The following is a 12,917-nucleotide window of genomic DNA, read 5'->3' as shown; positions in this document are numbered from 1 at the left end:
TTACGATAGATAAAAGCAAAGCCAGCACATCGTGCTGGCTTTTTTGTTGTTGAATGACTGTAACCGTTATTTTAATAAAAAGGCGCGTATAACCACATATTTAAAAACGTAATTTGAGAGTTTGCATCTTTGAACTGAACACCCGCTTTGGAAAACTTCATGGTGTATTGCACTGCATCACCAACACGCTTGTTATCTAACGCTGTAATAGGCACAAAGTTAACCGTACTTAGGTTGGCATGATGTTGAATGGCAGCAGGGATGTCTTGGGTCATATCTACTCCAAGGAACTCAAAGACATCAATTACAATACGGCCAAACTCTTCATATAGTTTATCGAATATTTTAGGGGTTAGCTGCTCAAATAGTTCGAATAAAAATGGCAGATTAACATCAACGTCTACTTTCGGTTGAAAGCTAGATTTGGCAGGATCAATACTCAGGTTCCGACTATAGATGTTGTACTGACCTTTCAATAGAATGTTTGAGTATTTAATGTTGACGGTAAAACGTACTGGTAATCCTAATTGGTACTTTTTTAATTTGCCCTGAGTGAGCACTTCAAACCCTGAAGCAGTGATAGGAACATTGCCTTGGCTATCTACTCGCCCTTGAATACGAATGGTCGCTTCACCGATAAATTTAGCATCGATACCTTTGACGCGCGCGCCTGTTTGTGCAGACACATTGTTAACGATTTGAGTGCCAATTTCTTTGAAGTTGGTTTCAATAATCGACACCTGTGTGCGTGCTATTGGGTGTACCGCGTTGTACATATCATCTATGGATTGATCACTTGTCGTAAGTCCTCGGATGTAGCACTCGCCATTATTAATCACTAAAGGGTGAAAATAGGGGAACATGAAAATAGGATCCCCTGGGTCGAATGCCGTTTCTTGCACTTCAATACATGAAGCTGAATTATTAGTATAAATTAGATCATGCATCGAGGAGCCAGTTGTTGAACTACTAACAAAGGTCGATGATGACTGTTGGGTATCTAGATCATTGGTCGAGCTATTGGCAAATAAGAGGGGGGATGCCAATAACAATGCCATGACTGCGTATTTCATTTTCATTTCCTTATTGATGGATAGATATTATTAATTTGTAACTCCACCCAATTTAGTACAGCTGAGCGTTATCTCCACTTTGTGACGAGAAGGAATGTCTGTTTTTTAGTCTAATTACCTATGTGAAATGTACTTTTAATATGAAGAGCCTAGGGGCTGTTGGTCTTTGCCGTTCTATTTTTGTTCTCTTTGAGCGTGCTTTTATCGCGGCGCTTAATGTGTGGCTTAGTGATCTAAGCGAATATTAAGCAACAAAGAGAAAAGGGCGCTCAAAAGAACCGGTAGGCAGCGTTTGATTGGCTTTTCTACTATGTTATCGGCTGACTCACATGGAATAGCCATGCTACGTAGCCTCTTCCTTGTATAAAATCCAACCAAACTGCTGAAAAAATGAACATGAAAGATCAACAGCCCCTAATTTATTGATAGTTCATCGAGTATGGAGTGACGACTTTGTGCCTTTGTTTCATAATGATTACCTATCATTTTAATGACTTTTTGGGAAACACTCATGTCTCATATAATTCGATGTGCAGTTATGGCTTGTGCTATTGTGCCGGCTGTTACTCATGCAAGTACTGTTTTTGATTCAAAAGATATATTTTCTCTTGAATATGCAAGCGATGTTCAATTGTCACCAAATGGTGACAGTGTCATCTATGTACGTAATTCAAACGATGTGATGCGCGACAGCAAAAGGCGTAACTTGTGGCTAGTAGACACTAAATCGGGCGAACAAAGTCCGCTGTTTTCAGGCGAAAGTCAATATAGTCAACCCAGATGGTCAGAAGACGGTAAAAAAATAGCATTTGTTAGCAATATGTCCGGTAGTTCGCAAATTCATGTGCATTATATCGCTGAAAACAAAACGGCATTGTTAACTCAGTTACAGTCTGGTGTGAGCAACCTAACTTGGTCACCAGACGGTAAGTGGCTAGCGTTTAGTCAATTAGTTAACGAAAAGCCTTCGGTCATTGCGGCAATGCCAGCTAAACCAAAAGGGGCTACATGGTCGGACCCTGCGATAGTTATTGATAAAGCATATTATCAAGCCGATGGACGAGGATTAGTGAAGCCAGGATATCGGCAGATATTCGTGTTGCCAAGTGATGGTGGTACAGCGCGACAATTAACCTCGGGTGAGTATCACCATAGTGGAAAGCTATCTTGGCGACGCGACTCAAAAAGCATTATATTTTCAGCAAATAGAATAAAAGACTGGGAATATAAGCGATTAGAAGGTGATTTGTTTGAGGTTGATTTAAACAATAATTTGCAGCAACTGACGTCTGCACCTGGACGTGAACATATGCCAAGTTTTTCAAACGACGGTAAGAAGCTGGCGTATTTAAGTGCATCTAATGCACTAAACCCATACCGCAATCAAAAGCTTAACATCATGAAGTGGCAAAACAAGACCACAAAAATGATAGCTGGTGAATTCGATCGTTCGATTAGCAGTCCGACATGGATCAGTGACTCTAAGCTGGCGATTTCGTATGATGATTTTGGTAAAAGAAAACTTGCCACGATCACCACAAAAGGGAAAATCACAGATCTGACCGATTCGCTTTCAGGTACTACTTTAGGTCGCCCTTATTTAAGTGGGGCGTTCAGTGGTAATTATTCAGGTAAAATTGCTTTTACTCACGGGAGCAGTGAAAGGCCAGCTGATGTTGCTATCATTAGTAAAAGAGGCAAGCAAAAGCAACTTACCACGTTAAATGAGGATCTACTGGCCCATAAGACGTTAGGTAAAGTCCATGAAATTAACTACAAATCATCATTTGATGGTGAATCAATACAAGGTTGGTACATTACACCTCCTAATTTCGATCCGACCAAAAAATATCCGCTATTACTTGAGATCCATGGTGGGCCACACTTAGCATATGGTCCGCATTTTTCAGCGGAACTACAGCGATATGCAGCCGAAGGCTATGTTGTATTCTATGATAATCACAGAGGAAGTAGCTCATATGGTGAGCGATTCGCTATGCTTCTGAAGTATAAATATAGTTCGAAAGAAGATTTCGCGGACCATAACTCGGGTGTTGATGCGATGATCCAGACTGGGTTTGTTGACAAAGAGAACGTATTTATTGCTGGTGGATCTGCAGGAGGAATTGCCACAGCTTATGCGATAGGGTTATCTGATCGCTTTAATGCTGCTGTCGTCGTCAAACCGGTCATTAATTGGCTTAGTAAAGTGTTAACAGCCGATAGTGGCTTATTGCAAATTCCAACGCAATTTCCAGGGATGCCGTGGGATCATGTTGAACACTATTGGCAGCGTTCACCTATGTCACTGGTTGGCAATGTGAGCACGCCGACAATGCTAATGACTGGCGAGGAAGACTTACGTACACCAATGGCTGAAACGGAGCAATACTATCAAGCATTGAAACTTAGGAAAGTTGATACCGTACTAATAAAAATTCCAGGTGCACCGCATGGAATTGCAGGACGGCCGTCTCGTATGATCAGCAAAATTGAACATACGTTAGCGTGGTTTGAAAAGTATAAAAAATAGCGTGGAAGCCGCAAAAGCGGCTTTTTAAGACTCATGCTGGTTTAAATTCTGGGCAGTGGCTTACTCTTGTCCTGTTAGAGAAAAGAATTCCAGCATTAACTTAAAGTGGCCGCTCCCTAAGTATTCATTAGAAAGTACTTTACCGTGGCCACTGACATAGTCACCTTCGAAAGAGTGGACGAGCTCTCCCTCCATAATCACTTGCTGCTTGTTTTTAGCCCAATAAATGCGGATCCCTTGTTTAGAACCCCTGAAAGTGGCAAAGTAATCATCAAACTCCCGTTCTTTTCCTTTAATTGGGTTTAGCTCGAAATCGACTTGATCTTCAATGTTCTGATCTGTAGAGCTAAAAACAGCCAATTGAAAGGTGTCGTTAATGATAGTGTCGAAGTCCCACCAAGGCTTGTTTAAATTGCTCGTTTCAGGACTAGCCGCGAGCAAAGGCACTTCAAAATGTATGCTCGGTGTTTTATGCTCCTCCTCAACATATTGCGTAAAAATAGAGTTAATGATACGCATATCGTGAACTGTGAGGTCGACCTGCTTTTCACGTTCAAATTCGCTAATAGATTGTGCAATTAGGTGATCTTCAAGCGACTTATACACCTTGTCTGTGATCTTAACCTTGTTCATACTGATATCGTCTCATTTAATTTATTACTGTGATTGAGAAAGTAAATGTCTAATTCTGCTAGCTGTGAGCTACTAAGTTCTAAGCTGAGTTCAGACGCTTTAACGCGTTGTGTAAGTTTGTTCACAAAGCGCGAAATATGTGTAATGGCGGTGTTCCCTTGAAAGCCATGAAGCTCTCCTAATTGTTTCTGGGTATGGCCTGTTTTTCGATAAGACAGAGAAAAGAAATCGTAAAATAGTGCACGTTTCTTATTGTCAGGTTCTTGGGCGATGGTTTCTAGTAATAAGTTTATAAAAAGAGTCGCATTTTTATCTATAGCGGCAGCTTGCTCTGGTTTTGGCTGCTTGCTTGGAAGCATCTCATAGATATTAGTTACCTTCTCAGGACCATGGGTATGTTCGTATACATGTATTAATTGAACTGAATTAATTTGGTCACGTGAATGAGTTTGTTCACTCGAAGATTTACGGCGAAATGTCACATTGGCGCTCATGTCAAGAAAAACACTTTCGAAAGACCGGTATGTGTAAGCTTTTAATAAATGATTAAAATCAGTTTGAGCACTCAAGCGTTGGGCTGCGGGACGCTCTTTATCAGAGGTTATTTCGCTTTGAGTTGCCTTGATCACCTTAAGTAAGGTTTCTTGAATGAGTGCCTCAGTATCGATACGATGATCAGAGATTGACTTTTTTTTAGTTAAGTATTTGATGTATCGGTAAGCTTCTTCTATAGAGTCTTTTTTGCTAAACCACATTCCCACCTCCTTTTCATTGTTTGCACACGTCACGGTTGTATTGCAACACGTTTACATGAAAGTAATTCGATATAATGGTCGAATTTCTTAGCTGATTTATTAAAAGCCAAGTGCGTTTGTTCATTTGAGTATTTTTCAACAAAGCGCTTGCCAGACAAAAAGTATTGACAAGCCTGTGTATTGTCACCAAGCTCGGTGGCGATATAACCCAGATTAAACAATGTTCTTCGGTAGCTATTCTTATACTTAAAACTGGTGGTGTTTTTTTCTATTAAGGTAAGTAAAGTCTCCTTTGCTTTTTCAAAGTGTGCCAGTGCTTGTAACTTCTCCCCTAAGTCATAAAAGTTGTTTGCTACTTGGGCATGAACGCTTTGTAGTAAATAGGCAAAGTTCAAATTGTTTTCATCAGTCGCGGCAAGGCGTTGTGCCGATGTGAGAGCAAGTTGATGATATTTTTTGCTTTGCGCATCTAAATTAGTTGCTGAGTAGTAATTGGCAAAAGCGGCATACAGCTCAATGGTATGACCTTGCCAATCAATATTAGAAATATCTAAACGTTGTAATTTATTGGTAATTTCAACTCCCGATAAAAAGTACTTTTGTGATTCGGGCATTTGTTTGTTAGCTAAGTACTCCTTGCCGAGCCTTGTGGCTAACAGCAGCTGTGCTACTTGCACATGTACATTATCGGGATCTTTTATAGCGTATATTCGAGCCAACTCATCTGCTTTTTTATAGTATCGAGATGCAATCGATTTTGATGCACTTTTTTCAGCTAAGTTGATATACGTTTTTAATAAATTGTATTGTGATATAAGGTGGTTGGGGTCTTTATCAAGTAGCTGGTTTAATAAGGTTTCAGCTTGAACCAACATTTCCTTGGCGATTGTATTTGATGGAGCAGCTTTAGCCAGGTTGCGATAAATATCCACACGCAAATTGTTGAATGATTGCGTTAAGTGTGTGGGTTGCTTATGTGAGTTTAAAGTGAGCAGCACCTTTTCCAGCTGACTGGTCGCTAAATCAGTGTTACCTGATTCAAGTGATATTGTGGCAACACGGGTGGTGAGTTGTGCATTGAGTAATGCCAATTCATGATGACCCTCAGGTATATCGGTTAACAAACTGATAGCTTCTTCAAAATACACTTTCGCATCTGATGAAAACCCTTGTTTTAATAATAATATGCCTAATTCATAGTTGAATTGAGCGACTACTTTTTTGTGAGCAAGCTCTGGAGATTGAATTTTTGGAAACTTCGATACTTTACGTTGGATTTGCTCCAAAACCTGCTTAATTTCACTGCGGTGTGTCGAGTCATCTTGACGCAGAATTTTTACCTGTATTAATAAAAGCCTGAGCTTATCAATATCAGCTAGTGGAATACCGTCTACGCTGTCTATTAGGTTTGATAAGTGCTTATTTAGCTGTTTCCTTTGAAAAGTGGGCAAGTAATCGGCAAGTATTGGCTCTAACGAATCAATATTGACCAATACGTTATCTTTTAAGTGCGTAAGTGCTTCGGTGGTTTTTATCTGTTCTGCAATTATTTGCTGTTTTTGTACATAAGCAAATGAGCCCGCAATGAGTGTACACAAAAATAGCATGCCCGTTGTAAACAAGCGGCGTTTTTGCTGTTTATTTTGTAATTCTAACGATGATTGATAGTCATGCTGAGATTGCATTATGTAATTACGGACTTCTTGTAAGCAAATCGTATTTGGCTGGCTTAAAAATCTGCTCCCTTCATTAAGCTCATGTTTGCTTAAGGCGTAATGTTTTTTTTCTTCTATATTATCGTGATGCCTTATCCACTGGGTATATTTAGTTTCAACCCCATGAAACCATTGTAAGTATTCTTTACGATCGTTTAGCCAAATATAGAATCGAGGCCAAATTTGTTGGTCCAGTGATAGGTCTTCAACAACGGTGATCAGGCAGTCGTGTGTTAATTTTACATAAGGGGGGGATTTGTATACTTGGTGCCTGATAATGAGTTGTTTTTCTATAAGCTCATCAACCAAGTTACTGAGTTGTGGGTATTGTTGGCCCAGTGCTAAAAAATCAACATGTTTTGCATAGCAATTACCATTAATATTAACCCCAACAAATAATTCAAAAAACTGCTCAGTGAGTGGCTCAAATTGTCCAAATATTTTTTCCGCTTGTCTGTAAATTACACCAGTTAATTTATTTAATTGTTTGTATTGTGTATAAGTTAATACCTTTGGATGTTCACTTTTGTTGGCAAGAGTGTGCATTTGTGCGAGTAGATATTCTACCGCAGGAAGTGCATGAGACAGTTTAAGCGCTTCGGTTTGTATCGTCTGAGCTAAGCCTGTCTCCAGTGATATCCCAAGAGCAATTGCTTGGTTTTCAATGATATCAATCCAATTTTCGGCAGATAAGCTGTGGGGAACGTAGAAATCATGGCCTTGCATACCTGTGTAATGAAGGTATTCACTGCGAATGCTGACAATAATGGATATAGGGGTAATCTCACCAATCAGCACAAGGCTTTGCAGAAGCTGGCTACTTGGTTGTGCGTCATAAAGCTCTTCAAACTGATCAATAAACCAGATATATTTTGTTTTATGTGCAGTTAAGTGTGCAGATAGCTCATCAAGATATTGTGTTTTTTGCTCTAATAGTCCCTCAATGAAGCTTTCGACAGAGACGTCGAGCATTTTCAGTATTATGTCAAAGCCAACCTCCGACGACGTAATAAAGTCTGTTAACAAAGCGGTACTATCTTCGAATTGCTTTGGTAGGGCTATGTGCCACTTTACGCTATCATATTGTTTGGCTATCGCAGGCAGCAGACCGGCTTTTACTAAGCTCGATTTACCACTACCAGATACACCATGGACTTTTATTAAAGGTGTATCTTCTTGGAAAAGAGCAAGAAGTTCCGAAGTTTGTTGCTCTCTTCCAAAAAAATAATATTCATCATATGGGTCAAAACTGCAAAGCCCTTTAAATGTAAGGGTTCCACCGACTTGAGAACCATCAAAATCAGGGCCTAACAATATTTCTAAGGCTTGATTAATATGCTCTACAGGATGAAGAGCCCCCCCTAAATGCTGCACTTCATCGATGAGAGTTGGTGTAATATCATGAAGGTTTGCTTTAGGATAAAATATTGCAAATGGCATGTCAGGGTGACTAGCCATTGCATGTAATGCACCTTCTATCTTAGTGTTGATATGGCCAATACTGTGTACATTACCGCTTGGAGATACCTCACCTGTTGAAAAAATATGCTCTAGTACTGGTGCTTTTTTATTTAACTGTTGACGATAAGCGAGCGCTGCTCCTAATGCATATCCAAGCCCTACGCTGGTGCTCTCTGGTTGTAAATTAATAAGCTCACTATCATGACTGACCAGGTTGAGTTCAACGAAGAATTGCTTGTTTTGTCTATCAATCGGATTCAACGACATAAAAGCAGCTTCGGCAGCCATTGCAAAATAATTCATTTGCTCGGTGAACCTATAACCCAGCGAAAGTACAAGGTCATTTGAGAACTTAACTTTCACTTTTTGTTGGTCTTTTGGCGTAATGAACCTAAATGTCGGTTTATAAGTATAGCGTTTGTCTGACAAAAGAATATGCATTGCGTTTAGCTCTTATTATTCGTGTGGCATTACGTGGTGTTTTGCGACGTTGTTACATCGTCAATATCAATCTTCTGTTGTGCGTCACTTAGAATTGATTCAATTGTTAGATACTAACGATAATTAATCGGAAAAATAACAGAAAGATAAAATAAATTTGTAAAAGCAAAATGGAAAGTGAACTGGTTTTTTGCTTCGTTGTTCAAGAGACATTCGCATCGTTTTAATGACGACTTGCCAGTTGTGCTTTTTTTGCGTGTCGAACTCTAATAGAGTGGCACTAAAAATGAATTTTTATTCATAATTACTCATAAGTATCCTCCCCCTTGTTATTTTTTAACCATTTTCTCGTTTGATTAGTTATCCATGCATAAAGCGCTTGAAAATAACGTAGATTATTAATGAATAAATTTCAATAATCAATAAGGTGATAGCTGAGGGATAACAGTATAATTGAGGACAGAGCGCTGGCCGACATGGATGAAATAACAACCCTAATACACATCAACACTATTACGGCGTTCATATTAACGACTTTTTCGAAAGTAGAGATGACTTTTACGTTAAAAGTGGTCCGAGTAGGTAAACCTTAGTTGCATATGAGAAGGTGGCATAGAGCCTTCTGATGGCTTGAATATGATTTGTTAATTTAAAAAATTGACAAAATCAGGAAGATTCTAAAGAAAAATAAAATACACAAAGATAAAAACTACATGATTTTTAAAGGGGAAAATAATGAAGAGAAAGATCACGAGCTATCTTATTACAGGCTTATTGACTGGTATTGGCTATGCCAATGAAATGAATACCCAAAACCTCTATTTAGTACAATATTCTCCAGGTAGTATCGATAATCAACTCATTAAATCATTCAAAATTATTGGCCGCAGTGGCAATAGTAATATAGCACAGGCGGTTTTGAGTGACAGTGAAGTCACTTTGTTGGAAAGTTTTTCAGGAGTTGTGATAGAACGAAACTATGGGCTTTCTTTAAACACCAATTCTTTAGAGTATTTAGATACCAGTGAAAATGGCATTGATTTGTTGCAGTATAGTGAACTTGAACCCTATTGGTTACGCACAACGGGAATTAATAAATTGCCCAATGTATCAGACAGTGTGCCTGTTTGCGTTATTGACTCAGGCGTGGATGAACAGCACATAGATTTACCACAAAATATGCGTGGCTATCATAGTCAATATGCGGGCTTTTGGAATTCCGATGCGTTAAGTCATGGTACTCATATGGCGGGTATTATTGCTGCTCAGGAGAATGGCTGGGGTGTCAAGGGCGCTTTGAGTGATGGTGCGGTTAACTTACATATCAGCAAGTTAATCAGAACAGCCAATGGAAAGAATTCAACCATTTGGGGCAGTAATTTAATAGAATCAATAGAAGTCTGCGCTAATTCTGGTGCTAAAGTAATCAATATGTCGTTAAGTGGTACGAAATATTCATCGATGACAATGAACGTAATCGATAGGCTTACTTATGATAGAGGGATTATTTTTGTCGGTGCAGCGGGGAATCATGGCACAGCTGAAAAAAAGCAATCTGGAATATATAATGATCCACTACATTACCCTGCTTCATATCATAATGTAATTTCTGTTGGCGCGCTAAACACGAATGGACAAGCTGCGTCATTTTCACCCACTCATAATAAAATTGATTTTGTCATGCCGGGCACGAAAATAGTGTCGACAGCTAATCGCCATTACTCCGTGGTACAAAAAGTTAAAGCAAAATCTATCGCTGGCTACGAGGTTGAAGTACCATTTTCTCAAATAGATACAGGGACTTTAATGCCACAAAGCGTCATACCATTGATGACTTCTTGTTTATTTACGCTCTCAAAAGAAGATATAACAGAGCTGACGAAGTTTAGGCGTTTACCTAATGATACACAAAAAGCGCTATTTGCTACCGAACGTCAATGCCAAGAAGAAGCGGGGAAAGTGCTCCTCGTAAAATATCCAAATACAAATAGTGGGTACTTATACGGGCTAGATTATTTAACTGATTTCCCCACTTTATTAGTGCATAAGTGGCCGTTTGATGAGTCTGCTAATGTAGAGTTACAAATTAAGAGCTATCAAAGCAGTTATTTGGTCGGAGCAGGCACATCTCAGGCAACGGCGATTATGACTGGGGGGATTGCCAAGCTATGGTCTCAGAATCAGCAATGGACGCGAGATCAGATCATCAATGCATTGAAATATGCTAGTTATGATCTAGGTGCTGCTGGAAAAGACGGTATGTATGGTCATGGCCTACCTGATTTTGCAAAAGCATTAGAGTACTTAAACGCGGGGAGCATCAGCCAGTGCCCGAGTGAGTGGTATTACAATAAAGCGTATGATGGTGGGGAAAATATCACCTATTTAGGTACGATATATCGTGCTAACTATTGGTCAAAGGGGAGTAACCCCACAGCAAGCAGTAATAATTGGCGCGTCACAGGCTTATGTGACGACAGTGTGAGCAATCCTTCTCACGTTAATAATGATGCTGCACACTTAATGAATCTAACAGGATTAGAAGCCGGTGAAGTGGAGTATGAATGTAAGGGACTTAGTTTAGGCTGTGGGAGTTAGTTCTTTACGATAACATGATGTAAAGGTCATGGCTTTCTTGTAGGTAGGTGTCAGCTCGGTATGATGCTTGCCTGCATGAACGTGCTTTGAGCAGGGGATTTTACGGTTTAATTTCTCAAAAATAGAGTGCTTAAAATAGCGGGAATAAGGGACAACCTTTGTTAGCCACTTAACGTGACCACAACAAATTATAAAATACTTAAAAGTAAGGTTTGACTTTGTCAGAAAACTCTATAATATGTTCCGCAGCTTAAAAGTAATACCTTTTATACACTCCATTTCGAAGCTTTATTAGTATCTCGTCCTGTAGTTTTTAAATATCATTTATTTTTTGTGCTATTACGTCTGACTTTGATGATAGTCAGCAATTTTTCTTCATATACAGGATATACATTATGTCTAATACAGTTACTGGTACAGTAAAATGGTTCAACGAGTCTAAAGGCTTCGGTTTCATCGCTCAAGAAAATGGCGCAGACGTTTTTGCTCATTTCAGCGCAATCAAAAGCGAAGGTTTCAAAACTTTAGCTGAAGGCCAACGTGTAGAGTTCACTCTTTCACAAGGTCAAAAAGGTCCTCAAGCGGACAACATCATCGCACTTTAATTTTAAAGTGAAATGAAGAAAAAGGCAGCTTTAGCTGCCTTTTTTAATGCCTAAAATTTGGTTCATAGGATGTAAACCTAACTGAAGTTACAGAGTAACTTCGATAGTTAGTAAAGGTAGCCAGGTAAAGTAGCCGTGTATGAAAGGATGACACGAACAATAAGCTATTTCAGTTTGATATTTTTTGTTGGTATTGGATGCCGATTAAAGGGTTGATATCATAACCATTACTACGTTAATTTTTGCGAAGAGTAACGATACCCGGCGCCATAAACTGATTGGATAATTGCGTGCTCAATCCCAAGTGTTTTAATTTTTTTACGAATATTCTTAACATGAGCATCAATACTACGGTCAGAAATATCTCTTAGATCAGGATAAGCAAGATCTAAAATCTGCATACGAGAATATACTCGCTCTGGTTGAGCGTACAGAAGTTGAAATAACTTGAATTCTAATTTAGTGAGCTCTACAGATTTTTTCTTATAAACGACTCTAAGCGTATGTTCGTCAATAATGAGGGACTGAGGGCCTAAAGTTAAACTTGAATTAATGGCTTGTAGTTTCTGGTTATGGGCTTCTAGTGCTTTCTGCTTTGTTGTAATTTTTAAATGTGTTTCAATTCTTGCTTCTACTTCAAAAGTATTAAAGGGCTTACAGATAAAGTCGATCGCGCCAGCTTGTAGACCTTTAACCTTCTCCATAGGATCGGTGATGGCACTGATGAATATAATAGGAATATGCTGAAATCGATTGTCTTTTTTTAGTTGTTGGCATAAGTCAAACCCACTCACCTGTGGCATCACAACATCTAGTAAAATTAAGTCAGGTAAACATGATGTACTGCCAAGGTATTTGATTGCTTGCTGTGCGCTCAGTGCAACGCTGACAATATAATTGGGGGAGAGTATGGTGCCTAAGGCATTAATATTTGTTCTTTCATCATCAATGACCAATATCCTTGCTAAATTTTCTTGCATACGTGTTTTTTCTCTAGGTAAGAATTGTTGTAACATTGCACTTATGAACTATTTTAACGTAAATGATAATTAGAAACACTTGGTATATTCTCAACCATACCGCTGAAATATGGATACTTTATA

8 protein-coding genes are annotated in these 12,917 nt (G+C 39.0%); 3 read left to right on the top strand and 5 right to left on the bottom strand.

The features are described from left to right. Nucleotides 1-71: 71 nt before the first annotated feature. On the bottom strand, nucleotides 72-1,073 hold the full coding sequence (locus tag J8L97_RS06780; protein ID WP_211048343.1) for a hypothetical protein: 1,002 nt from the start codon (nucleotides 1,071-1,073) through the stop codon (nucleotides 72-74). 511 nt (nucleotides 1,074-1,584) lie between these two features. Between J8L97_RS06780 and J8L97_RS06775 the strand changes: the two genes are divergently transcribed. Continuing rightward, nucleotides 1,585-3,606 (top strand): S9 family peptidase, encoded by a 2,022-nt coding sequence (locus J8L97_RS06775; protein WP_211048342.1) that lies wholly within the window; start codon nucleotides 1,585-1,587, stop codon nucleotides 3,604-3,606. A 60-nt stretch (nucleotides 3,607-3,666) separates the two neighbouring features. Here J8L97_RS06775 and J8L97_RS06770 read toward each other — a convergent pair whose 3' ends face one another. From J8L97_RS06770 to J8L97_RS06760, 3 genes are read right to left on the bottom strand one after another with little or no spacing between them, the layout of a single operon-like run. Further along, complete coding sequence (locus J8L97_RS06770; RefSeq protein ID WP_210996661.1) at nucleotides 3,667-4,239, bottom strand: hypothetical protein; 573 nt, start codon at nucleotides 4,237-4,239, stop codon at nucleotides 3,667-3,669. Continuing rightward, nucleotides 4,236-4,994 carry a hypothetical protein gene (locus tag J8L97_RS06765; protein WP_211048341.1) on the bottom strand — a complete coding sequence of 253 codons (759 nt, stop codon included), beginning with the start codon at nucleotides 4,992-4,994 and terminating at the stop codon, nucleotides 4,236-4,238. Before J8L97_RS06765 ends, J8L97_RS06770 begins: the two co-directional genes overlap by 4 nt. Nucleotides 4,995-5,023: 29 nt before the next feature. After that, complete coding sequence (locus J8L97_RS06760; RefSeq protein ID WP_211048340.1) at nucleotides 5,024-8,611, bottom strand: ATP-binding protein; 3,588 nt, start codon at nucleotides 8,609-8,611, stop codon at nucleotides 5,024-5,026. 735 nt (nucleotides 8,612-9,346) lie between these two features. On the opposite strand from J8L97_RS06760, the gene J8L97_RS06755 reads away from it, so the two are divergent. Beyond that, nucleotides 9,347-11,209, top strand: a complete 1,863-nt coding sequence (locus J8L97_RS06755) for a S8 family serine peptidase (protein ID WP_211048339.1) — start codon at nucleotides 9,347-9,349, stop codon at nucleotides 11,207-11,209. 395 nt (nucleotides 11,210-11,604) lie between these two features. Continuing rightward, nucleotides 11,605-11,814, top strand: coding sequence for a cold-shock protein (locus J8L97_RS06750; protein WP_192507628.1), 210 nt, complete (start codon nucleotides 11,605-11,607; stop codon nucleotides 11,812-11,814). A gap of 230 nt (nucleotides 11,815-12,044) precedes the next feature. Here the strand turns inward: J8L97_RS06750 and J8L97_RS06745 are convergent, their stop codons facing one another. After that, nucleotides 12,045-12,794, bottom strand: coding sequence for a response regulator transcription factor (locus tag J8L97_RS06745; protein ID WP_211048338.1), 750 nt, complete (start codon nucleotides 12,792-12,794; stop codon nucleotides 12,045-12,047). Between the last annotated feature and the right edge of the window lie 123 nt (nucleotides 12,795-12,917).

Origin of the sequence: Pseudoalteromonas sp. MMG012 (assembly GCF_018100875.1) — a bacterium.
Lineage (GTDB): Bacteria > Pseudomonadota > Gammaproteobacteria > Enterobacterales > Alteromonadaceae > Pseudoalteromonas > Pseudoalteromonas aurantia.
The sequence above is the reverse complement of the archived record's forward strand: the minus strand, read 5'-3'. Positions and strand labels throughout refer to the sequence as shown.

Coding starts and splice junctions, on each gene's coding strand:
- J8L97_RS06765 (WP_211048341.1), bottom strand. CDS start 4,994: ATGTGGTTTAGCAAAAAAGACTCTATAGAAGAAGCTTACCGATACATC.
- J8L97_RS06755 (WP_211048339.1), top strand. CDS start 9,347: ATGAAGAGAAAGATCACGAGCTATCTTATTACAGGCTTATTGACTGGT.
- J8L97_RS06750 (WP_192507628.1), top strand. CDS start 11,605: ATGTCTAATACAGTTACTGGTACAGTAAAATGGTTCAACGAGTCTAAA.
- J8L97_RS06745 (WP_211048338.1), bottom strand. CDS start 12,794: ATGCAAGAAAATTTAGCAAGGATATTGGTCATTGATGATGAAAGAACA.
- J8L97_RS06780 (WP_211048343.1), bottom strand. CDS start 1,073: ATGAAATACGCAGTCATGGCATTGTTATTGGCATCCCCCCTCTTATTT.
- J8L97_RS06775 (WP_211048342.1), top strand. CDS start 1,585: ATGTCTCATATAATTCGATGTGCAGTTATGGCTTGTGCTATTGTGCCG.
- J8L97_RS06760 (WP_211048340.1), bottom strand. CDS start 8,611: ATGCATATTCTTTTGTCAGACAAACGCTATACTTATAAACCGACATTT.
- J8L97_RS06770 (WP_210996661.1), bottom strand. CDS start 4,239: ATGAACAAGGTTAAGATCACAGACAAGGTGTATAAGTCGCTTGAAGAT.